This is a genomic window from Enterobacter cancerogenus (genome assembly GCF_019047785.1).
GTDB classification, from domain to species: Bacteria; Pseudomonadota; Gammaproteobacteria; order Enterobacterales; family Enterobacteriaceae; genus Enterobacter; species Enterobacter cancerogenus.
In genome coordinates this window covers 4,779,935-4,802,773 of record NZ_CP077290.1, presented here as the reverse complement: position 1 = coordinate 4,802,773, position 22,839 = coordinate 4,779,935, and the positions used below count along the sequence as shown (strand labels likewise).

The window sequence follows — 22,839 nt, the reverse complement described above, 5'->3', positions numbered from 1 at the left end:
CCTGAAACGCCCACCGCCTTTACGCCTTCACCCCAAAGAAGCCTTTCAGCTCCGGCACGCAGGATCCGCAGTTGGTCCCACAGCGCAGCTTTACCCCCAGCGCCGCAGCGGAATCGCAGCCACCGGCAATCGCCTCGCGAATGGTGTTTTCGCCGACGTTAAAACAGCTACAGATGATGCGCCCCGGATCCAGGCGTGCGCCGGGCGGCTGGCCGTGGAGCAACGCATGACGTTCCGCCAGCTGAACGGGGGCGGCGCGGAACGCCTCTTCGATAAACCCGTGCGCCAGTTCCGGCAAACCGGAGCTTTCCCAGAAGCCGAGCATCAGCGCCCCGTCGTGCCAGGCCAGTACGCTCCCCCGCTCACCGGCACGGGCAATTTGTACCTGCCAGCCCTGCGCGGTGCTGTAATCAATAGCCCACGCCAGCAGCGGCTTATCTCCCGCGACCGTCAGCCGTGTCGCCTTGCGCCACCCGTGTACGAAAGGTGGCAGCGCGGGCATTTCGCGGGCATACAACTCGCCCTGCCAGGCGGGCTGCCAGGGCGCGATCCGCACGGCGGTTTGCTTGCTCTCCGGCTGGCCGGATAACGGGTCGCAACGCCCGGCAACCAGGGCGTTCACCTTGCCCTGCCGGGCAAACTGGTTGTTCCAGTGCATCGGGGCAAACAGTTCCCCTTCGCGCGGGTGGGTAGTGATGCACACTCTGGCGACCATCACGCCGCGCGGCGAGCTGATCCGCGCCAACCCGCCGTCGTGCAGGGCAAAACGCAACGCGTCGGTCGGAAACACCTCAACCTGCGGCTCGGCAATGTGCTGCATCAGCCTGGGAACGTAGCCCGTGCGGGTCATGGTATGCCACTGATCGCGGATGCGTCCGGTGTTCAGCACCAGCGGATAGAGCACATCCGGCGTTGCGCCGTGCGGCTGAGGCTCTACCGGTACGATGTCCCGGCGCGGGAACGCCCCTGTCGGCCACTGGTACGGTTCCAGGTCATCCCACGCCTCGCGCGTCAGGGCGGCAAGCGCGTGCAGGTTTAGCGCCCGCTCGCCGTTGTTCTCAAAGGCGGTCAGCGCGGCATGCTCGCAAAAAATCTCATGGGGATGTTCCCAGCCAAACGCCGCGCTGTAGCCGAGGGCCGTGGCCACCTGCGCGATAATCCACCAGTCCGCTTTCGCCTCGCCGGGTGCGGGCAGAAAGGAACGCTGGCGCGAGATGCGACGCTCCGAGTTGGTCACCGTTCCGTTTTTCTCTCCCCATCCCAGCGCCGGGAAGCGAATGTGGGCCAACCGGCTGGTATCTGTCTCCTGCATGACCTCAGAGACGATCACCAGCGGGCAGGCTGCCAGCGCCTGACACACGGCGTGGCTGTCCGGCATCGACACCGCAGGGTTGGTGCCCATGATCCACACCGCTTTCACCTCCCCTCGCGCGATGGCGTCGAATAACTCCACCGCCATCAGCCCCGGCGTTTGCGCCAGCCTTTCCGTTCCCCAGAAGCGGGCGACCCGCGCGAGATCGTCCGGCTCGAAATGCATATGTGCCGCGAGCTGATTCGCCAGCCCGCCGACTTCCCGGCCCCCCATGGCATTTGGCTGACCGGTCAGAGAAAACGGGCCGCAGCCCTGCCGGGCGAATTTACCGCTGGCGAGATGCACGTTAATGATGGCGTTACATTTATCACTGCCGCTGGCCGACTGGTTGATCCCCATGGTGTAAAGCGTGATGGCGCGGGGTGCGGTGATAAACATGTCGTAAAACTGGTTAATCGCTGCCGCTGAAAGATCGCAAAATTCCGCTACCCGCTCAGCCGGCCAGTCAGCGGTTCCCTGGATGCGATTGAGCAGGCCGACGAACAGCCCGGCGTCGCTGCCGGGTCTGAGCGCCAAATGCAGGTCGGCGATATCGCAGGTAGCGGTTTTACGCGGGTCGATCACCACCACCCGCATCGCCGGATGACTCTGGCGCGCCTGCACCAGCCGCTGATACAGCACCGGATGCGTCCAGGCCGCGTTCGACCCGACCAGCACCACCAGATCGCTGTTTTCGATGTCCTCGTAACTGCACGGCACCACGTCTTCGCCAAACGCCCGCTTGTAGCCCACGACGGCGGAGGACATACACAGCCGGGAGTTGGTATCGATATTGGCCGCGCCGATAAACCCCTTCATCAGCTTGTTGGCCGCGTAGTAATCCTCGGTGAGCAACTGGCCGGAGGCGTAAAAGGCCACCGCCTGAGGGCCATAGCGGTCGATAATGTCCCGCAGCCGCTCGCCCGCGGCGTGCACCGCCTGCGGCCAGTCGGCCTCCTGGCCGTCGACAACGGGCCGCAATAAGCGCCCCTGCAGGCCGGTGGTTTCCCCTAACGCCGAGCCTTTCACGCAGAGCCTGCCATAGTTGGCGGGATGGCGCTCGTCGCCGCGCACGGTGACCTTCTCACCTTCCGTTCGGGCGATCACCCCGCAGCCCACCCCGCAGTAGGGGCACGTGGTCCGGGTCTCGTTCATGATGCCTCCGCGCGCATAACCAGCTCTTCGTTGCCCACCCACACTTTGCCGTTCTCAATTTTTACCGGCCACGCGCGCACGGCAGGCTCGCCGCTGTCAAACTGACGCCCGTCGCGCAGGCGAATACGCAGCTTATACAGGGGCGAGATCACCACGGGTTCGCCGCCCGCATCGCCCAGAATACCGCGCGAGAGCACGTTGGCGCGGCTGCCTGGCTCGCGGTCATCAAGGGCATAAACCGACTGACCAAAGCGGAACAGCGCGATCGATTTCCGCCCCAGGCGCGCGCCGATCCCCGCCTGCTCGGGAATATCCTCCAGTCCGCAGATCGCCTGCCAGCGTTTGTTTTCATCCGTGGGCTGACTGTTCACTTCGGTGCGGAACAGCGCCAGGCGGTTTGGATCGCTGAGCGTGGTTTGCCATTCGCACTGGTAGGTGTCCACCACCCGGGCCATCTCCTGCTCCAGTTCGTGCGCAATACCCAGGCTGTCATCAATAATGACCTGGCGCAGATAGTCGAGGCCGCCCTCAAGATTGTCCATCCAGGTGCTGGTGCGCTGCAGGCGATCCGCCGTGCGGATATAGAACATCAGGAAGCGGTCGACGGTGCGGATCAGCGTCTCTTCATCCAGGTCGCTGGCGAAGAGATCCGCGTGGCGCGGTTTCATCCCGCCGTTGCCGCAAAGGTAGAGATTCCAGCCTTTGTCCGTGGCGATCACCCCGACATCTTTGCTCTGCGCCTCGGCGCACTCGCGGGTACAGCCGGAAACCGCCATTTTTATCTTATGCGGTGCCCGCAGGCCTTTGTAGCGGTGCTCCAGTTTTACCGCGAGACCCGTGGAGTCCTGCACGCCGTAGCGACACCAGGTGGACCCCACGCAGGATTTCACCGTGCGCAGCGACTTACCGTAGGCGTGCCCGGTCTCAAACCCGGCCTCCACCAGCGCCTGCCAGATCGCCGGCAGCTGGTCGAGCGTCGCGCCAAACAGGTCGATACGCTGCCCGCCGGTGATCTTACTGTACAGGCTGTAGCGCTTCGCAATCTGGCCGATGGCAATCAGCCCGTCGGCAGAGACCTCCCCGGCAGGCATACGCGGCACGATGGAGTAGGTACCGTCTTTCTGGATGTTGGCAAAGTAGCGGTCGTTGGTGTCCTGCAGCGGCAGATGTGCCGGTTTAAGCAGATACTCGTTCCAGCACGAGGCCAGCACCGAGCCAACCAGCGGTTTGCAAATTTCACACCCGTGCCCGTGACCATAGCGACCAATCAGCTGTTCGAAGGTGCGTATATGATTCACGCGAACGAGGTGGTAGATCTCCTGACGCGAGTACGGGAAGTGTTCGCAGATATCCTTTTTCACCTCTACGCCCTGCCCGGCAAGCTGGAACTCCATCACCTGTTTAACCAGGGCACTACAGCCGCCGCAGCCCGTAGCCGCTTTGGTGCACTGTTTAATGGCTCCCATATCCATCGCCCCGTCGCTTACGGCCCGGCAGATATCGCCTTTGCTGACGTTATGGCAGGAACAGATCTGCGCGTTTTCCGGCAGCGCCGCGACGCCCAGCGCTTTTGGCGCACTGCCGGACAACGCAGGCAGAATCAGCGTTTCCGGCTCTTTCGGCAGGCTAATCCCGTTGAGCATCATCTGCACCAGGGTGGCATATTCACTGGCATCGCCCACCAGCACGCCTCCGAGCAGGGTTTTCCCGTCGTGGCTGACCACAATTTTTTTATAGACTTGCTGCGGGCCGTGGGTCCACTGGTAGCTTAACGCCCCCGGCGTACGGCCATGGGCATCGCCAAACGAGGCCACGTCCACGCCGAGCAGCTTCAGTTTGGTGCTCATGTCGGCACCCGTAAACTGTGTTTCTTCTCCTGCCAGCGCCGCCGCCGCGACGCGCGCCATCTGGTATCCTGGTGCCACCAGGCCGAAGATTTTACCTTCCCACAGCGCGCACTCCCCGACGGCGAACACGTCAGGATCGGATGTCCGGCACTGGTCATTAATGCCAATCCCTCCGCGCTCGCCTGTCGTCAGGCCGCTGGTGCGCGCCAGCGCATCCTGCGGGCGGATCCCGGCGGAAAAGACCACGATATCCGTTTCAAGCGTGCCACCGTCGGCGAAACGCAGAACCAGACCATCATCGGTGCGCGCAATCTCAGTGGTGGCTTTCCCGGTGTGGACCCCTACGCCGAGCGCCTCAATTTTCTTACGCAGCATTGCCGCGCCGTCGTTATCGAGCTGCACCGCCATCAGATTGGGCGCGAACTCCACCACGTCGGTCTTAAGCCCAAGCTGCCTGAGGGCGTTGGCGGCCTCCAGCCCCAGCAGGCCGCCGCCGATCACCACACCACGACGCGCATGCTTAGCCCGTGCGGCAATGCTATCGAGGTCGTCGAGGGTGCGGTAGACAAAGCAGCCCGGCAGATCGTTGCCCGGCACCGGCGGAACGAACGGATACGAGCCGGTGGCGAGCACCAGTTTGTCCCAGTGGGTTTCGTGCCCGCTGGCGGTTCGCACTACGCGTGCGTCGCGATCGATAGCCACCACCTGCTGCGACAGGCGCAGCTCAATGCCGTTATCGGCAAAGAAATCGCCTTCGACCAGCGAGAGGGAGTCGGCGCTGCGCCCGCCAAAATACTCTGACAGGTGGACGCGGTCGTAAGCGGCATGGCGCTCTTCGCCAAGGACCACAATCTGATAAGCCGTGTGCACGTTACGGTTAACGCACTCTTCAAGGAAATGATGGCCGACCATACCGTGTCCAACCACCACCAGCGTAGGTTTTGTCATAGCGTTGTGTCCTGCAACCTGCGGTTGCGTCGTCGTGAATTGATCGAACAGCCAGTCCACGCGTGCGGGAGCAGCCGTAGCCAGTAAATCGGTAAATGTCGCCGCGCTGCGGCAGTCCCCCATCAGCAGCACCCCTGCCAGCGCGCCGCGATGGATCAGTAAACGCCGGTAGTGCCGGGTCAGCGGGTCCCACGTGCTCCAGACCACATCGTCAGGCTGCATGGCCGCGCGTCCGGCGGTGAACAACTCCACGCCGGTAACCTTGAGACGCATGCCGCCGTCGGTCAGCGCAAAGGGTGACGCCACCTCTCCGGCAAGCCGGGCGGCGAGGATATCCGCCTGGGCAAGACAGGGGGCGACCAGGCCAAACGTCTGCCCGTCAATTTCGCAGCATTCGCCTATGGCGCTCACCTGCGGGACGGAGGTTTGCATCTGATGGTTAACCACAATGCCCCGGGCGCAGCGCAGACCGCTGGCCTTTGCCAGGGCGACGTCGGGCTGAACGCCGGTAGCGAGAACAACGCGAGCGGCATCAAGTCGCCGCTGGTTAAGCAACGTGACCGAGTCGGTCGCCACGGCTACGATCCCGGTTGAGAGTTCGCAGCGAACGCCGCGCGCCGCCAGCGCCTCTTCCAGCAACAGCCCTGCCTGCTGGTCAAGCTGCTGATCCATCAGCCACGGCCCGCGATGCACCAGCGTGACGTTGTCACCGGTTCGCGCCAGCGCGGCAGCCGCCTCGACGCCCAGCACGCCGCCGCCCAACACCACCGAAGGACCGTCCGTGGCGAGAATCGCGCGGGTATCCTCTAGGGTGCGAAACGTGAAGACGTGCGGTGCCTCAAGCCCGGGTATCGGCGGAACAATGGGCTGTGATCCGGTGGCAAAGACCAGTTCATCCCAACGCAGGGTCTGGTGCCGGGTGTGCACTTCCCGCCGCACCCTGTCCACTGCAATTGCCTTTTCCCCTCTGAGGACGGTGACGCCGCGCTGGCGATACCAGTCATCGTCCTGCAGGCGAAGGGTCGCCGCCTGTTTTTCCCCGCCAAGCACCGGCGAAAGCTGGATGCGGTTGTAGGCGTGTTCAGGCTCGTCGCCAATGACCGTGATGGCAAAGCGACCGGGCGCGCGCTCGGTCAGGGAGGCAATCAGCCGCGTTGCTGCCATTCCATTACCGATAATCACCAGTCGCATCGTGGCCTCCTCGTTACGCCGCCTTAGGCTGTTTTTCATAGAGGAAATGCAGGATCTGCTGGCGCATGTGGTGATAGCGGCTGTCGTCAGCCAGCTGCACCCGGTTTCGCGGACGCGGCAGGTCAACCTGGAGGATCTCCCCGACGGTGGCCGCCGGGCCGTTGGTCATCATCAGCACACGGTCAGAGAGCAGCACCGCCTCGTCGACATCATGGGTGATAAGCACGATGGTGGTGTTCAGCGCCTGCTGAATTTTCATCACCGAGTCCTGAAGGTGCGCGCGGGTCAGGGCATCCAGCGCGCCGAAAGGCTCATCCATCAGCAACACTTTGGGCTTCATCGCCAGCGCGCGGGCGATGCCGACGCGCTGTTTCATCCCACCGGAGATCTCCGACGGACGCTTGTGCAGCGCATGGCCCATCTGCACGCGATCGAGATTGTGTTCGATCCACTCCCTGCGCTCGGCCTTACTCATGGTGCGGCGAAACACCTGGTCCACCGCCAGCGCCACGTTGTCGAAGCAGGTGAGCCACGGCAGCAGCGAATGGTTCTGAAACACCACCGCCCGCTCTGGCCCCGGCCCGGCGATTTCACGGTTATCGCAGATAATCCCGCCCTCCGTCGGCAATGCGATCCCGGCGATAAGGTTCAGCAGCGTGGATTTACCGCACCCGGAGTGACCAATCAGGCTGACGGTTTCCCCTTCATGGATATCAAACGAGACGTTTTGCAGCGCCAGAAACTCACCGCTGGCGGTGGAAAAACGCTGGCTCACGGCCTGCACCTGAATTAACGGTTTCATAGTCACTCCTTATTTTTCCTGCCAGCTAAAACGGCGGGCGATCAGCATCAGCCCCTGCTCCAGCATCAGCCCGACCACACCAATGATGACGATGGCGATGAGAATGTTTTCAACGTTGAGGTTGTTCCACTCGTTCCAGATCCAGAAGCCGATCCCGACGCCACCGGTCAGCATTTCGGCGGCGACGATCACCAGCCAGGCGATCCCTATCGACAGACGCACCCCGGTCAGTACCGCAGGCAATACCGCCGGGAAAAGAATGCGGCGCAGGATGGTCCATTCGGAAAGCTGCAGCACGCGGGCAACGTTAAGGTAATCCTGCGGGATCCGGCGCACCCCTTCGGCGGTGTTGATCACCATCGGCCAGATGGAGCAGATGAAAATGGTCCAGCTGGAGGCCGGCTCCGCTTTCTGGAACAGCAGCAGGCCGATGGGCAGCCAGGCCAGCGGGCTGACGGGGCGCAGCAGCGCAATCAGCGGGTTGAACATGCGCGAGAAAAAGGTGAAGCGGCCAATCAGAAAGCCCAGCGGAATACCGGCTATCGCCGCCAGGCCAAAGCCCACCGCCACGCGCTGGAGCGAGGCCAGCACGTTCCAGCCGATGCCCATATCATTCGGTCCGTCGCGGTAGAAGGGATCGGCAAACAGGGTTAACGCTGAATCCAGGGTGCTGAGCGGCGTCGGAAAGCCTTTACTGTTAATGGCGGCGAGCTGCCAGAGCACCACCATCAGCCCGAGACCGAGAAAAGCCGGGATAATACGTTGCAGGAGGTCATTCATCCGGCGCGTAAACCCCGGTCCACGGCGGCGAACCGGCACCGGTGGCAGCGCGATCACCTCAGCGCTGACCGGCGTCTCTTGTGGCTGTGTATTTTGCAGATGCGACATAATCAGGCCCCTTTACGGTGAATAGCGAAGCGGTTGGCGTAACCGTCCGGATCGGTGCCGTTCCAGACGGTACCGTCCATCAGCGTGCTGCTGCGAAGCGGTGATGACGGCGTGGAGATGCCGCCGACGGCGGTTGCCGCGTCCTGCCAGACCGCGGTCTGGTTGATGCGTTGCGCGATGGCGTGATAGTCCGGGGCGGTCTTTAGCAAGCCCCAGCGGCGGAACTGGGTTAAGAACCAGGTACCGTCGGAGAGATACGGGTAGCTGACGGCCCCGTCATTGAAGAAGCGAATCGGGTAGTCATCCTGCCAGCGCTGCCCCAGACCGTTGTCGTACTCGCCCAGCATACGCCCGGTGAGATACTGCTCTTTGCAGTTAAGCCATGCCCGACGGGAGAGGATCTGCGCGGTTTCGCGTTTGTTTTCCGGCGAGGCGTCTATCCAGCGGGCGGCTTCCAGCACCGCGCTCACCAGCGCCCGTGCGGTATGCGGGTTCTTCTCTACCCAGGCGCGGCGGGTGCCGAGGATTTTTTCCGGATGATCGGCCCAGATGGACTGGGAGGTGGCGGCGGTAAACCCGATGCGGTCATTAATGGCGCGCGCGTTCCACGGCTCACCGACGCAAAAACCGACCATGTTGCCAATGCGCATGTTCATCACCATTTGCGGGGGCGGCACCACCACGGTACGCACATCGTCAAACGGATTGATCCCGGCGCTTGCCAGCCAGTAGTACAGCCACATGGCGTGGGTGCCCGTCGGGAAGGTGTGGGCAAAGGTGTAGGTGCCGGGAGGCTGCTGAGCGACCCGCTTTTTCAGCCCGTCGAGATCGCGCACGCCCTTCTCTGCCAGATCGCTTGAGAGCGTAATCGCCTGGCCGTTCTGGTTAAGGGTCATCAGGTTTGCCATCTCCTGCGGCTTGCCGGCGATGCCCAGCTCAAGCCCATACAGCAGGCCGTAAAGAATGTGTGCGGCGTCCAGTTCACCGGCAACCAGCTTGTCGCGTACAGCCGCCCAGCTCGCCTCTTTGGTCGGCACGATGGTGATGCCGTACTTTTTATCAAACCCCTTCAGCGCCGCGATAACCACCGGCGCGCAGTCGGTGAGCGGGATAAATCCGATCCGCACCGTCTGCTGCTCCGGCCTGTCCGACCCCGCCGCCCACGCGGCCTGCATGATGCCGGGTAACAGCATTGCGCCGCTCGCCAGCATGCTGGCCTGCAAAAACCGCCGTCTCGACAAATCCGCCATAACCACTCCCGAAAAAAAGCCAAAAAAAAGCGCCCGTCGGTGCCGGAGCACCGCTGGACGCCTTTATCCTGAAAACGCATGCGCCGCCGTTGGCGCACCGTCAATCTTTGTTAATCTGATAATGCAAAGGGGATGCCAGGTTTTAAACTGTTGTTTTCAGGGCTTCCCCGCCCGTTGCCCTCTCACGGCGCACCTCAATCAGGCATGACATGCCCGCTGATTGTGCAACTACGCTTTCGGCACGGGCTGCCAGAGGTTCTTCACGGTGAGCAGCGCATGGGCGATATCCACCATGCGCTGATTTTTGTCCATCGCCATTTTGCGCAGCGTTGTCCACGCCTGCTCTTCGCTCATAGCGTGATGCGTCATCAGGATGCTTTTGGCTTTGTCGATGGTCTTGCGCTCCTCCAGCGTTTCGCGCAGGGAGGCCAACTGACGGGAAAGACTGTCGATCTCACGTGCCTGCTCGCGCACCAGCGGCAGCAGAGGTTTATCCGGGAAATGGGTAAACGCCTCGTTGTCCTCGCAGACCCGCAGCGTGCGTTCATTCGCCCCGTGAATACGTTCATCCACCATCGCCATGAGATCGGCGATGGCTAACTCCTCCAGCGTGCGAAGGTGTTCCAGGCGTGCCGTCTGCAACGCAAACCACCTCAGGGCGGTGTTTCCCTTGTCCGCCGCCGGCTGACGGGTACAGGCCACGCGCCTGAGCTGCTCTGTTTCGAGGTCCGGCATACAGTTAAGCGCAAACGTCTCCTGCACGTCGGCCCGGCTGTAAGACAAAAAAACCTCGAAGCAGGCCTGCTGCCCGTCGATACGGTCCACCAGCCGCTGGCGGGTTTCATCATCAAAAAAGCCCTGCGTGAAGCCCGTTGCGCCCAGCGCACGCTCCTGCCCTACCCACTCTTTGCCCTGCATCAGGCTATAAAGTGCGACAAACCGGCCCGCGATTTGCGGATCGTCAATGCTGTCATTGAGCTGAGGAATGATACTGAGCAGATGGCGAAGTATCCGGCTGTAGCGTTCCATCGCCTGCGGGGCCGTCACGTTTTGCCGTTCGACGTCGTCACGCAGCGCCGGAAGCGACGCCAGCGCGTGAAGCGCACCGGCAATGCGTTCGCACACCGCGCTGCCGGGCATCGGCGTTTGCAGGTTAAGCTGACGGTTGAACGCCGTCAGATTTTCATCGACCAGCGCCTTGCTGGCCCGACATTCCGGGCCGTAGAGCTGCCCCCGGGAGCAGAGCCAGACGTTTGACGCCCCGCGCTCGCACTGTAGCATATGCACCAGTCGGCTGATGCCGTTGACCAGCGCCCCCAGAACCGCCAGGGTATTAAGCTGCTCGCGGCGCATCACCGTGGCACGATGAAGCCATTCATTTGCGCCCGATAAACTGTCAGCCTTTATCGTCATACTCGCTCTCCGGTTCCCTATTCCCCGTAGAGCTAAGCAATATTCATGCCTTTTAACCGAACAGGAGTTTCCATGCAGAAGATTACGATTGTCGCCAACGGAGCGGCCTACGGCAGTGAATCCCTTTTTAACAGCCTGCGCCTGGCAATCGCCCTGTGCGAGAAAGAGCATCGCCCTGAACTGCGCCTCTTTTTGATGTCGGATGCGGTCACCGCCGGGCTGAAGGGGCAAAAACCTGCCGAGGGGTACAACATTCAGCAGATGCTCGAGATCCTGACGGCGCAAAACGTGCCGGTTAAGCTGTGTAAAACCTGCACCGACGGGCGCGGCATCACCGGGCTGCCGCTGATTGACGGGGTGGAAATTGGCACGCTTGTTGAGCTGGCAGACTGGACTCTGTCCGCCGATAAAGTATTAACTTTTTAATAATAAACCCGGTTTAATATTATTTTCTAATGGACGCGGTTTCAGCATCAAGTTTGCCTGCCACATTGCCGATAGGCATGGAAACAACACAGCAGGTATTTCACTTATGTTCAGATCCATTCGCGCTCGCATTATCGCCGCGACGACGGGTTGTCTCGTCGTCGCCCTTCTTCTCAACACCATCATCAACTTTCAGGTCACGCGTCAGGATAACCAGCAGTCGCAGCGGGATATCCTCGCCAGCACCAGCGCCAGCCATAACATGGCCATTGCGGAGTGGGTAAAGGGTAAAATGACCGTGATCGCTTCCGCCCAGACCGTGGCGCTGAGCGACGATCCGGTTCCGACCTTTAAGCAACTCGCGCAGGCGGGTGGATTCACAAACGTCTACGTTGGCTATGCCAGCAAAACGGCAAAGTTCTCGGATCCTGCGGGGGTTCCGGCGGATTACGACCCGACCATCCGGCCGTGGTATCAGCAGGTGGTCACCGCCGACGCGCCTGTGGTTACCGCCCCGTACGTCGACGCCGGCACCGGCAAGCTGGTTGTGACGTTTGCCGTCCCGGTGAAAGAGAATGGCGTGCTGAAAGCGGTTGTTGCCGGTGATGTGGCCATGGACAGCGTGGTGGCGAACGTGCGCGGTATTCATCCTACGCCTGAGAGCAGCGGGCTTTTGGTCGACAGCGATGGGACCGTGATTGCCGCCAACGACGCGGCGCTCACGCTCAAACCGCTCGGTGAATCCGTTAAAGGGATTGATTTTGCCGCCCTGAAAAACGGTGCGCCCGTCGACGGCACGTTTAACGGCATAGCGAAAACCTTTGTGGCGACGGCCATTCCCGGCACGCACTGGATGCTGATTGTGGCGCTGGACAACAACGATGCCACTTCCGGCATGCGCGCGCTGCTGAAGGCCTCTGCGCTGTCGCTGGTGATCCTGGTCTTGCTGAGCGGCGCGGTGGTTCACATTGCCATTGCCCGTCTGCTGAAAAGGCTGTCGGATATCCGCGACGCGATGCACAGCATCGCCAACGGTACCAACGACCTGTCGCAGCGTCTGCCGGACAACGGCGACGATGAGGTAGCGCAAATCGCCCAGGCGTTTAACGCCTTCAGCGACAAACTCTCGGTGGTGATGGTGCAACTGCGCGATGCCAGCGCATCCGTAAAAAATGCGGCGAAGGAGATTGCCGCAGGCAACCAGGATCTTTCGGGGCGCACCGAGCAGGCCGCCTCCAGCCTGCGTGAGACGGCCAGCGCCGTAGAGCAGATCACCGCGTCGGTGACCCAGTCCAATGCGTCAGCGGCGCAAGCCAACGATCAGGCGAGCAAGGCCTCCGCCGCCGCTTCTCGCGGGGGCGAGGTGGTCTCTCAGGCCATCAGTACCATGCAGTCGATTGAGGTGGCGTCAGCAAAAATTGGCGATATCACCAGCGTGATTGACGGTATTGCCTTCCAGACCAACATTCTGGCGCTGAATGCCTCGGTCGAAGCGGCGCGCGCCGGCGAGCAAGGACGTGGGTTTGCCGTGGTGGCCGGGGAAGTGCGTAACCTTGCCAGCCGCAGTGCGCAGGCGGCGAAAGAGATCAAATCGCTTATCGACTCCACCACCGACAGCGTGGCAACCGGATCGCGCTATGTGCATCTGGCGGGTGACAGCATGAATGAGATCCGGGCCAGCATCGGCAGCGTCTCGGGCATCATGCGCGAAATCTCCATCGCCACCAGTGAGCAGATGAAAGGTATTCACGAGATAAACCACGCGGTGACGCATCTGGATCGGATGGTGCAGCAGAACGCGGAACTGGTGGTCGAGTCGGCCGCTGCGGCCAGCGCCCTGCAGAGCCAGGCGGGCGATCTGGCGGAAACGGCCGGGCATTTCCGCATTTAAACCTTCTGGCGCGCGAAGGCGTTAACGCGCGCCCGCCGGGGTCAGGCATAGCCCCGGCGCATTTCCTTCCAGCAGCGCTTTCACCTTCACCACCAGCTCATTCAGGCAATCATCTTTCATGCCGAGGCGGGTCAACTCCTGGTCGAGGGAGAAAAGGTACTGCGCGTTAGTGCCCAGTGGGCCGCTGGCGGCCGCGATCAGCGGAGCAATCACCTGCGTGCGGGTATCGGCTTCATACAGTGGATGGCGTGGGTCCATGATAAACACCAGCGCGTTGACGGTGCGGCCGTCGTCGAGTTCCAGCTTGCACCAGCTGGGCATGTAGCACCCGGTGATCATCTCGCGCTTCCAGAGCAGCGTCAGCTCCTCCTGCAGCGTGGCATCCGGCAGGCGGTAGGCCACGCCCGTGGTGCGCCCGCCCTCTTTCAGTGCAAGCATGCGCCCTGGCTGACAGGCACTGCCGCGGCCCGCGGTCAGGCGCAGGCAAAACGCGCGATGCCAACCGGGCAGCGTGCCCGTCGCCGATTCGACAAATTCGAGGGCCGGGTTCCACATCAGCGAACCATAGCCAAAGATCCATACCGGGCCATCGTCAGGACGGCAGGAAAGCGTGGCAGCGAGCGACGCCGCACGTTGTTCAGCCGACCAGAGAAGCGATTCCTCAATAGCACCAAATGCCGTCTTACAATCCGCTTTCATCAAGAAATCACGCGTTAACACTTTATACCTCCGCCACTGCATGCTTCCTTGCGACCGCTGTAATCCGCCTTCCCGACATTATCTACTGGTCATTTTACCAGCAGGGGATTAACGATAAGCAATTCGCGGGCCAGTTGCAATACAACGGAAGTTCAACCGCCTTAAAAGTCAAAACCGGGCCAGGTAAGGGTTTCGCGGCTATTTCTTTTTATGCCATTTATCATCGTCTCCTTTCTCGTAATCATTTTTCACTGCCGCCCAGGCGACTTTATGAGCGGTCTCTTCCCGGCTGGCATCATCCCGGCGGTCGTCTTTATCTTTATACTGATCCCAGGCGCTGTTAAACGCTTCTTTGTAGATATCCTGGGCATGGGCTGGCAGGACGTGCTGTACGCTATCGGGCAGTTCGCTTTTCGATTTATAGGGCATGGTTTACCTCACTTTTGTGTAAAAGGTTAAGTGTGGACGACGATGCCACAGGTTGCCACGCCGATGAGTAATTTGGATTAACATAAAGATTAATTAGCTGTTATTTATGAAGTATTCTTTTAAAAATGATCTTTTTAACCATCAGCCTTAAATTTCTGCTAAAAGGGTAAAATTAAGTAAAAAATAAAGGGGAAATAGCAGAATTCTGTTAGTTTATTGACCTTAAAATTCTATCTATAATGACAACACCTGCATTGATGGAGAAGCACATGACAGCAGCACACGAGGCGGTTAAGACCCGCCACAAGGAGACGTCACTCATTTTCCCGGTTCTGGCACTGGCTGTGCTGCTCTTCTGGGGAAGCAGTCAGTCACTGCCAGTGGTGGTTGGTATCAATATCCTTGCGCTGGTCGGGATCTTAACCAGCGCCTTTAGCGTAGTCCGCCATGCCGACGTATTAGCCCACCGCCTGGGCGAACCTTACGGCTCCTTAATCTTAAGCCTTTCGGTCGTTATTCTCGAAGTCAGCCTGATCTCCGCCCTGATGGCAACGGGCGACGCCGCGCCTACGCTGATGCGCGACACCCTGTATTCCATCATCATGATTGTGACCGGCGGTCTGGTGGGCTTTTCGCTGTTACTGGGCGGGCGTAAATTCGCGACCCAGTATATGAATCTGTTTGGCATTAAACAGTACCTGATCGCCCTTTTCCCGCTGGCAATCATTGTGCTGGTCTTCCCGATGGCGCTGCCGGGGGCGAACTTTACCACCGGGCAGGCGCTGCTGGTTGCCCTGATTTCCGCAGCCATGTACGGCGTGTTCCTGCTGATCCAGACCAAAACGCACCAGAGCCTGTTTGTCTATGAGCATGAAGATGACGGCGACGACGATGATCCGCATCACGGCAAACCCTCGGCCCACAGCAGCGCGTGGCACACCGTCTGGCTGATCGTGCATCTGGTTGCGGTTATCGCCGTGACCAAGATGAACGCAAACCCGCTTGAAACGCTGTTAACCGAGCTGAATGCCCCGGTTGCCTTTACCGGCTTCCTGGTAGCGCTGTTGATTCTCTCTCCGGAAGGACTGGGCGCGCTGAAAGCGGTGCTGAACAATCAGGTGCAGCGCGCCATGAACTTGTTCTTCGGTTCGGTGCTGGCAACGATCTCCCTCACCGTGCCGGTGGTGACCTTAATTGCCTTTATGACGGGTAATGATTTGCAGTTTGCGCTGGGCGCGCCGGAGATGATTGTGATGCTGGCCTCCCTGCTGCTGTGCCAGATTTCGTTCTCGACCGGGCGCACCAACGTGCTGAACGGTGCGGCGCACATGGCGCTGTTTATTGCGTATTTGATGACGATATTTGCGTAGCGTGTTTGCCGGGTAAGCGCAGCGCCACCCGGCAATAAACGCCATAAAAAAACCCGCCGAAGCGGGTTTTTTTATTAGTTGCTGGTATCCAGCTCGTCGAAGCTCTTCACCAGATCGTCAATCGCTTTGATCTGTTTCAGGAAGGGTTCCAGTTTGTCCAGCGGCAGTGCGGACGGGCCATCGCACTTGGCGTTGGCAGGATCCGGGTGCGCTTCAATGAACAAGCCCGCCAGACCTGTCGCCATACCGGCGCGCGCCAGTTCGGTAACCTGAGCACGACGGCCGCCGGACGCCGCACCAAACGGGTCGCGGCACTGCAGGGCGTGGGTTACGTCGAAAATCACCGGAGACTGGTTAGAGACGTTCTTCATCACGCTAAAGCCCAGCATATCAACCACCAGGTTGTCATAGCCGAAGTTGGCTCCGCGATCGCACAGGATAACTTGGTCGTTACCGCCTTCGATAAACTTATCCACGATGTTGCCCATCTGCCCTGGGCTCACGAACTGCGGCTTCTTCACGTTGATGACGGCACCGGTTTTCGCCATCGCCGCCACCAGGTCGGTCTGGCGCGCCAGGAACGCAGGCAGTTGGATAACGTCTACCACGTCTGCCACAGGCTGCGCCTGTGAGGCTTCATGCACGTCGGTGATCACTTTAACGCCAAAGGTCTGCTTCAGCTCCTGGAAAATTTTCATCCCCTCTTCCAGGCCCGGGCCACGGTAAGAGTTGATGGAGGAGCGGTTGGCTTTATCAAAAGAGGCTTTGAACACGTACGGGATGCCCAGTTTCTGGGTCACGGTCACGTAGTGCTCGCAGATACGCATCGCGAGATCACGGGATTCCAGCACGTTCATACCGCCAAACAGCACGAACGGCAGGTCGTTTGCCACGTTGATATCACCAATGCTAACCACTTTTTGTTTCATAGGATCGCCTTATTCAGGTGTGAATCGGAATTAAGATTAATGCAGTGTAATTTGTTTGTGCGAGATCGCGTTAATCTGCGCGCGGATCATTTCGCTAATCGGATCTTCCGGGCACTGTTCAACGAAATAACTCAAATCATTCAGCGCCACATGCTCGCAGTCGAGCTGGGCATAAATAAGCCCGCGGTCGCGAATTTCATACGGATCTTCCGGGTTAAACTGCAGCAGCACCTCGCTTGCGCGTAAGGCCAGCTCCATCTGCCGCTCTTCCATCAGCGCGGACTTCAGCGTATCGAGCAGCTTGCGGATCACTTCTGCGTTATCCGCTTCGTCGAGATCTTCGTTAAACAACTCGGCGACCGGGCTGATGTTGCCTTTAAGCCAGACGTCCAGCGTGTGTTCATCCAGCGTGTCGCCGTTAAACGGATTGATTAACCACATCTCACCGTCCAGCCACTCCGCCCGCAGGATCATCTGCGTCGGGAAGATGACCGGCACCAGCGGAATATCCAGACGATGGGCGACCCACAGTAAAATAGCGCCCAGCGCGACGGCGCTACCCTGACGATTTTTCAGAACCTGATCCAGCCATAAGGCGTCAGACAGGCGATACACGCCACGCGTGTCGCAAAAACCCCATTCGCCGTAGAAAAGCTCCACCAGCTTTTCAAGCTGCCAGTCCTGCGGACGCGCCTGATTGATCTCCTCACGCGCCAGGCTGACCAGCTTCTCCAGCTCCGCGTAAACGAACTGCGACGTAAAGTCGTCGCGGATCATCTCTGAAATCAGGATCATGCCATCGCAGAGCGGCACTTTATTAAATTCGAAATTGGCTAAGGACCTCATGACTTACCCCAGTATCGGTATTCTTGTGGTGGCGAGTTTAATGATGATGTACAGCACCACCAAACCCAGCAGAAAGGCGATAAACCCGGTCTGCTGGCTGCGCGGACGACGACGCCCAAGCGCGATAAAACCCAAAACGATGTAGATGATAACGCCAAACAGCTTTTCAGTCAGCCATGCGCCTTTATCAGTAAATGGCAGATAGCCCGTTTTCCACATCAACCCGGCCCCGGAAAGGAACAGCAGCGTGTCGATACAGTGCGGCGCAATACGCACCCAGCGGGCGTCAATCAATGGATTATTGCTGTAACGCCACGCGTAGCGGACGATAAAGAACGCTATCGTCAACGCGACACACACAAGGTGGACGGTAATCAGCACGGTAAAAAGACTCATGCCCATTGACCCAGCGTCAGGCGTTCGTTGCCGCCATAATCACGACAGGTTTCGACGCCCGTGTAGCCCGCGCGGGTGAACAGATCACGCACCGCCTCGCCCTGGGTCCAGCCATGTTCCACCAGCAGCCAGCCGCCGTGAAGCAAATGTTGTCGTGACGTTGTCACAATGTGATCGAGATCGGCAAGCCCCTCACCGGACGCCACCAGCGCCGTGCGCGGCTCAAAGCGGACGTCACCCTGCGCCAGATGGGGGTCATTTTCGTCGATGTAGGGGGGATTACTGACAATCATCCCAAAGCTGCGCGCCTCAAGCGCGCTGAACCAGCTGCTTTGAAGCACCGTCACGTTGCACAGCTCAAGGCGCTGGACGTTACGCTGCGCCAGCGCGACCGCATCAGGCATCAGATCGACGGCCGTTACGCTGCAATCAGGACGCTCGCTGGCAAGCGCCAGGGCAATCGCGCCGGTGCCGGTACCCAGATCGAGGATTGCCGTGCCCTGCTCCGGCAGACGGGCCAGCGCCTGTTCGACCAGACACTCGGTGTCCGGGCGGGGGATCAGCGTAGCGGCAGAGACATACAGCGGCAGCGACCAGAACTCGCGCTCGCCGACCAGGTGCGCCACCGGCTCACCGGTCTTACGGCGGGCAAGCAGCGCCGAAAGCGCCGCTTCCTGTTCAGCGGTCAGCGCCGTCTCGCCGAAGGCAAGCAGCCAGGTACGGGTTTTCCCCGTCACATGCTCCAGCAAAATTTCGGCGTCGCGTTTAGGGCTTTCACTCTCTGAAAGCGCACTGGCGGCGTGGCGTAACCAGTGTTGAAAATCCATTATTCCTGCTCGGACAAGGCCGCCAACTGGTCGGCCTGGTATTCCTGTACGATAGGCTCAATCAGCATATCGAGCTTGCCTTCCATGGTTTCATCCAGGCGGTAGAGCGTCAGGTTGATGCGGTGATCGGTCACGCGCCCCTGCGGGAAGTTGTAGGTGCGGTTACGATCGCTGCGATCGCCGCTGCCCAGCAGGTTGCGACGGGTAGAGGCTTCCGCCTGCTGGCGCTTCGCCACTTCGGCGGCACGGATACGTGCGCCCAGTACGGACAAGGCTTTGGCTTTGTTCTTGTGCTGGGAACGCTCGTCCTGACACTCCACCACGATGCCAGTCGGCAGGTGGGTAATACGGATCGCGGAGTCAGTGGTGTTAACGTGCTGACCGCCCGCGCCCGAGGAGCGGAAGGTGTCGATACGCAGATCCGCCGGGTTAATGTCCGGCAGTTCGGCTTCCGGCAGCTCAGGCATCACCGCAACGGTACAGGCCGAGGTGTGGATACGCCCCTGGGATTCCGTTGCCGGTACGCGCTGCACGCGATGGCCGCCCGATTCAAACTTCAGACGCCCGTACACGCCGTCGCCGCTGATCTTGGCGATAACTTCTTTAAAACCACCGTGTTCGCCTTCGTTGGCGCTCAGGATCTCGACGCGCCAGCGACGCGCTTCAGCATAGCGGCAGTACATGCGGAACAGGTCACCGGCAAACAGCGCCGCCTCGTCACCGCCGGTTCCGGCGCGCACTTCAATAAAGGCGTTACGTTCATCATCCGGATCTTTTGGCAGTAAAAGCACCTGGAGCTGCTGCTCCATCTCTTCAGAACGCGCTTTGGCGTCCTGCAACTCTTCCTGCGCCATTTCACGCATTTCAGGGTCGTCGAGCATCATCTGCGCGGTTTCAATATCGTCCTGGACCTGTCGCCAGTCGGTATAGCATTTTGATACATCACTTAACTGCGCGTATTCCCGCGACAGCGCGCGAAAACGTTCCTGGTCTGCAATGGTCCCGGCATCGCCGAGCAGCGCCTGGACTTCTTCATGGCGCTCGTGCAGAGCTTCCAGTTTGGCGACGATAGAAGGCTTCATAGGCGTAAGTGCACCTTGTAATGGAAAATGGGTATAGGGCGCTATTCCAGCCCGAGGCTGTTGCGCAGAATAGTCAGGCGTTCATCATCCCCGTCCCGGGCGGCCTGCTGAAGTGATTTGGTTGGTGCATGGATCAGGCGGTTGGTCAGTTTCCAGGCCAGATCCTGCATGATAGCGCTTGCGTCTCCGCCCTGTTCAAGGGCAGCCAACGCTTTAGCCGTCAGGTCATCACGCACCTGTTCGGCCTGTCCGCGATAGTCGCGGATGGTCTCGCTGACGCTTTGCGCGCGCAGCCAGGCCATAAACTCGCTGGTTTCCTGCTCAACAATGGTTTCCGCCTGCACCGCCGCCGCTTTACGCTGGGCGAGGTTGTGCGAAATGATGCTTTGCAGATCGTCCACGCTGTAGAGATAGGCGTTTGCCAGTTTGCCGACTTCAGGTTCGACATCGCGCGGGACGGCGATGTCCACCAGCAGCATCGGCTGATTACGGCGGGATTTCAGCGCGCGTTCCACCATCCCCTTGCCAATGATCGGCAGCGGGCTGGCGGTAGAACTGATGATGATGTCTGCCTCTTTCAGGCGTTCATCGATGTCGCTCAGCGCAATCACCTCGGCACCCACTTCTTCCGCCAGAACCTGCGCGCGTTCACGGGTGCGGTTGGCAATAATCATCTTTTTCACTTTGTGTTCGCGAAGGTGTCGCGCCACAAGTTCTATGGTTTCACCCGCGCCCACCAGCAGCACCGTCACGGTCGATAACGACTCAAAGATTTGGCGCGCCAGGGTACAGGCGGCGAAAGCAACAGAAACCGCACTGGCACCAATGTCGGTTTCGGTTCGCACACGCTTCGCCACGGAGAATGATTTCTGGAACATGCGTTCCAGTTCGCTGGCCTTAAGATGCCCTTTATGTGAATCCGCAAACGCTTTTTTCACCTGACCGAGGATCTGTGGCTCGCCCAACACCAGCGAATCGAGACCGCTGGCCACGCGCATCAGGTGGCTGACCGCGTCGTTGTCCTGATGCCAGTACAAACTGTTGCGCAGCTCTTCTTCGTTAAGGTTGTGGTAGTCGCAAAGCCAGCGGATCAGCGCTTCATGCAGGTTGTCCTGCTCTTCTACGCTCAGATAAAGCTCGGTACGGTTGCACGTCGAGAGTACCACGCCCCCCTGCACCATCGGCTGTGCAAGCAGGCTGTCCAGCGCCAGGTCGAGCGTATCCGGCGAAAACGTAACGCGTTCTCGCAGCGAAACCGGGGCCGTTTTGTGGTTAATGCCGAGTGCTAATAGGGTCATGTGAGCGGGAGTAGTACCAGCGTTAATAAGGTTAGCAGGTCGCATCATACAGGATGCGCGAGATCAATAAAAGAGACCGCATCCTTTCGGAGTAATAGCTTACAACGCGCTTTGAGACAATTTGAACGTAGACGCTGCCACTGCGGGACGCTAGCATTAACAGTTATAACTGCAACTTATCTCAAGGATTTGTCATCATTATGACCCGACTGATTCGCCTGCTGCCTCTGGCGGCCCTGGTTCTGACCGCGTGTTCTATCACCCCTCCTAAAGGGCCGGGCAAAAGCCCTGACTCACCCCAGTGGCGTCAGCACCAGCAGGACGTGCTGAAACTGAGTCAGTACCAGACGCGCGGTGCGTTTGCCTATCTCTCCGACGATCAAAAAGTGTATGCACGCTTCTTCTGGCAGCAAACCGGGCAGGACCACTATCGCCTGCTGCTGCTGAACCCGCTTGGCAGCACCGAGCTGGAGCTTATTGCTAAACCGGGTGAAGCGCAGATCACCGACAACAAAGGCCAGCACTACACCGCGACCGATGCAGAAGAGATGATTGGCAAGCTGACCGGGATGCCGATCCCGCTCAACAGCCTGCGCCAGTGGATCCTGGGCCTGCCGGGCGAGGCGACGGATTACACCCTTGACGATCAATACCGTCTGAGCCAGGTGAACTACACCCAGAACGGCAAAAGCTGGAAAGTAGTGTACAGCGCCTATGACAGCAAAACGCAGCCGTCACTGCCGTCAAATATGGAGCTGACGCAGGGGAGCCAGCGCATCAAGCTGAAAATGGACAACTGGATCGTGAAATGATGACCCAGTGGCCCTCTCCAGCAAAACTGAACCTGTTTTTATACATTACCGGGCGGCGAGCTGACGGGTATCACACCCTGCAAACGCTGTTTCAGTTTGTCGATTACGGCGACACAATAACCATCGACCTGCGTCAGGACGGGCAGATCTGCCTGCTCACGCCGGTGGACGGCGTGGAACAGGAAGATAACCTGATTGTGCGCGCCGCGCGTCTGCTGATGAAGGCAGCGCACGACACCGGGCGTTTACCTTCCGGAAGCGGAGCAGATATTAGCATTGTGAAGCGTCTGCCCATGGGCGGCGGCCTGGGGGGTGGGTCTTCCAACGCGGCAACGATTCTGGTGGCGTTAAATCATCTCTGGGGCTGTGGCCTGTCGAAAGACGAACTGGCGACTCTGGGGTTGACGCTGGGCGCAGATGTCCCGGTGTTTGTGCGGGGCCATGCCGCATTTGCAGAAGGCGTGGGCGAAGTGCTCTCGCCGGTAGAGCCGCCGGAAAAGTGGTATCTGATTGCCCATCCTGGCGTGAGCATTCCCACGCCCGTCATCTTCAACGATCCGGACCTGCCGCGAAATACCCCGACACGGTCAATAGAAACGTTATTAAAATGTGAATTCAGCAACGATTGCGAGGTTATCGCAAGAAAACGTTTTCGCGAGGTTGATGCCGTGCTTTCCTGGCTGTTAGAATACGCGCCGTCGCGCCTGACTGGCACAGGGGCTTGTGTCTTTGCTGAATTTGACACCGAGTCCGCCGCTCGTCAGGTGCTTGAGCAAGCGCCGGTTTGGCTGCATGGTTTTGTAGCGCGCGGGATGAATACCTCCCCGCTACAGCATGCCATTCTGGCGCAGACTGAGTTTCGGTGACAACGTCACCCTGTTCCAGACGTTGCATCGCGCTCTTTAATACACCGCCTGGATAGCTTTCGCTTAGGCCCCGCAGTTTGCGGCGAAGCTATCCACCACTGGACGCATGCCTGAGGTTATCTC

The 22,839-nt window shown here is 59.8% G+C and carries 19 protein-coding genes; 5 read left to right on the top strand and 14 right to left on the bottom strand.

The features are described 5' to 3' along the window. Positions 1–19 precede the first annotated feature (19 nt). The 6 genes from I6L58_RS22740 to nasR all read right to left on the bottom strand — a co-directional run bounded on the left by I6L58_RS22740 (position 20) and on the right by nasR (position 10,845). A complete protein-coding gene (locus I6L58_RS22740; RefSeq protein WP_088208307.1) occupies positions 20–2,506 on the bottom strand; it encodes a nitrate reductase in 2,487 nt (828 codons plus the stop codon). Next, positions 2,503–6,492 (bottom strand): nitrite reductase large subunit NirB, encoded by a 3,990-nt coding sequence (gene nirB, locus I6L58_RS22735; protein ID WP_088208306.1) that lies wholly within the window; start codon positions 6,490–6,492, stop codon positions 2,503–2,505. The genes I6L58_RS22740 and nirB overlap by 4 nt, the downstream gene beginning before the upstream one ends. 13 nt (positions 6,493–6,505) lie before the next feature. Next, positions 6,506–7,294 (bottom strand): ABC transporter ATP-binding protein, encoded by a 789-nt coding sequence (locus tag I6L58_RS22730; protein ID WP_006175874.1) that lies wholly within the window; start codon positions 7,292–7,294, stop codon positions 6,506–6,508. A gap of 9 nt (positions 7,295–7,303) precedes the next feature. Further along, positions 7,304–8,182, bottom strand: a complete 879-nt coding sequence (gene ntrB / locus I6L58_RS22725; protein ID WP_042319982.1) for a nitrate ABC transporter permease — start codon at positions 8,180–8,182, stop codon at positions 7,304–7,306. 2 nt (positions 8,183–8,184) lie between these two features. Continuing rightward, entirely contained in the window at positions 8,185–9,432 is a 1,248-nt protein-coding gene (locus I6L58_RS22720; RefSeq protein ID WP_088208305.1) for a CmpA/NrtA family ABC transporter substrate-binding protein, read from the bottom strand. A 228-nt stretch (positions 9,433–9,660) separates the two neighbouring features. Next, positions 9,661–10,845: a nitrate regulatory protein NasR gene (gene nasR / locus I6L58_RS22715; RefSeq protein WP_088208304.1), complete on the bottom strand. Its 1,185-nt coding sequence runs from the start codon at positions 10,843–10,845 to the stop codon at positions 9,661–9,663. Between the two features lie 72 nt (positions 10,846–10,917). On the opposite strand from nasR, the gene I6L58_RS22710 reads away from it, so the two are divergent. After that, complete coding sequence (locus I6L58_RS22710; RefSeq protein ID WP_006175879.1) at positions 10,918–11,271, top strand: DsrE/DsrF/TusD sulfur relay family protein; 354 nt, start codon at positions 10,918–10,920, stop codon at positions 11,269–11,271. A gap of 106 nt (positions 11,272–11,377) precedes the next feature. Next, complete coding sequence (locus I6L58_RS22705; protein WP_088208303.1) at positions 11,378–13,162, top strand: methyl-accepting chemotaxis protein; 1,785 nt, start codon at positions 11,378–11,380, stop codon at positions 13,160–13,162. 21 nt (positions 13,163–13,183) lie between these two features. Here the strand turns inward: I6L58_RS22705 and I6L58_RS22700 are convergent, their stop codons facing one another. Both I6L58_RS22700 and chaB read right to left on the bottom strand, forming a co-directional pair. Continuing rightward, positions 13,184–13,882 carry a gamma-glutamylcyclotransferase gene (locus I6L58_RS22700; RefSeq protein ID WP_042320576.1) on the bottom strand — a complete coding sequence of 233 codons (699 nt, stop codon included), beginning with the start codon at positions 13,880–13,882 and terminating at the stop codon, positions 13,184–13,186. A gap of 177 nt (positions 13,883–14,059) precedes the next feature. Further along, the gene (gene chaB / locus I6L58_RS22695; protein ID WP_006175884.1) at positions 14,060–14,290 is read right to left on the bottom strand and encodes a putative cation transport regulator ChaB; all 231 of its coding nucleotides are present in this window, start codon (positions 14,288–14,290) and stop codon (positions 14,060–14,062) included. Between the two features lie 269 nt (positions 14,291–14,559). Between chaB and chaA the strand changes: the two genes are divergently transcribed. After that, the gene (chaA, locus tag I6L58_RS22690) at positions 14,560–15,660 is read left to right on the top strand and encodes a sodium-potassium/proton antiporter ChaA (RefSeq protein ID WP_042319988.1); all 1,101 of its coding nucleotides are present in this window, start codon (positions 14,560–14,562) and stop codon (positions 15,658–15,660) included. 74 nt (positions 15,661–15,734) lie between these two features. On the opposite strand, the gene kdsA is transcribed toward chaA, so the two are convergent. From kdsA to hemA, 6 genes are read right to left on the bottom strand one after another with little or no spacing between them, the layout of a single operon-like run. Continuing rightward, the gene (gene kdsA / locus I6L58_RS22685; protein WP_058610239.1) at positions 15,735–16,589 is read right to left on the bottom strand and encodes a 3-deoxy-8-phosphooctulonate synthase; all 855 of its coding nucleotides are present in this window, start codon (positions 16,587–16,589) and stop codon (positions 15,735–15,737) included. A 36-nt stretch (positions 16,590–16,625) separates the two neighbouring features. Continuing rightward, positions 16,626–17,435, bottom strand: a complete 810-nt coding sequence (sirB1, locus tag I6L58_RS22680; protein WP_088208302.1) for an invasion regulator SirB1 — start codon at positions 17,433–17,435, stop codon at positions 16,626–16,628. 3 nt (positions 17,436–17,438) lie between these two features. Further along, entirely contained in the window at positions 17,439–17,831 is a 393-nt protein-coding gene (gene sirB2, locus I6L58_RS22675; RefSeq protein WP_042320578.1) for an invasion regulator SirB2, read from the bottom strand. Continuing rightward, the gene (gene prmC, locus I6L58_RS22670) at positions 17,828–18,658 is read right to left on the bottom strand and encodes a peptide chain release factor N(5)-glutamine methyltransferase (RefSeq protein ID WP_088208301.1); all 831 of its coding nucleotides are present in this window, start codon (positions 18,656–18,658) and stop codon (positions 17,828–17,830) included. The genes sirB2 and prmC overlap by 4 nt, the downstream gene beginning before the upstream one ends. Continuing rightward, the gene (prfA, locus tag I6L58_RS22665; RefSeq protein WP_088208300.1) at positions 18,658–19,740 is read right to left on the bottom strand and encodes a peptide chain release factor 1; all 1,083 of its coding nucleotides are present in this window, start codon (positions 19,738–19,740) and stop codon (positions 18,658–18,660) included. The genes prmC and prfA overlap by 1 nt, the downstream gene beginning before the upstream one ends. A gap of 41 nt (positions 19,741–19,781) precedes the next feature. After that, complete coding sequence (hemA, locus tag I6L58_RS22660) at positions 19,782–21,038, bottom strand: glutamyl-tRNA reductase (protein WP_042319992.1); 1,257 nt, start codon at positions 21,036–21,038, stop codon at positions 19,782–19,784. A gap of 200 nt (positions 21,039–21,238) precedes the next feature. On the opposite strand from hemA, the gene lolB reads away from it, so the two are divergent. Both lolB and ispE read left to right on the top strand, forming a co-directional pair. Continuing rightward, entirely contained in the window at positions 21,239–21,850 is a 612-nt protein-coding gene (gene lolB / locus I6L58_RS22655) for a lipoprotein insertase outer membrane protein LolB (RefSeq protein WP_006175902.1), read from the top strand. Beyond that, a complete protein-coding gene (gene ispE, locus I6L58_RS22650; RefSeq protein WP_058610237.1) occupies positions 21,847–22,716 on the top strand; it encodes a 4-(cytidine 5'-diphospho)-2-C-methyl-D-erythritol kinase in 870 nt (289 codons plus the stop codon). The genes lolB and ispE overlap by 4 nt, the downstream gene beginning before the upstream one ends. Positions 22,717–22,839 lie beyond the last annotated feature (123 nt).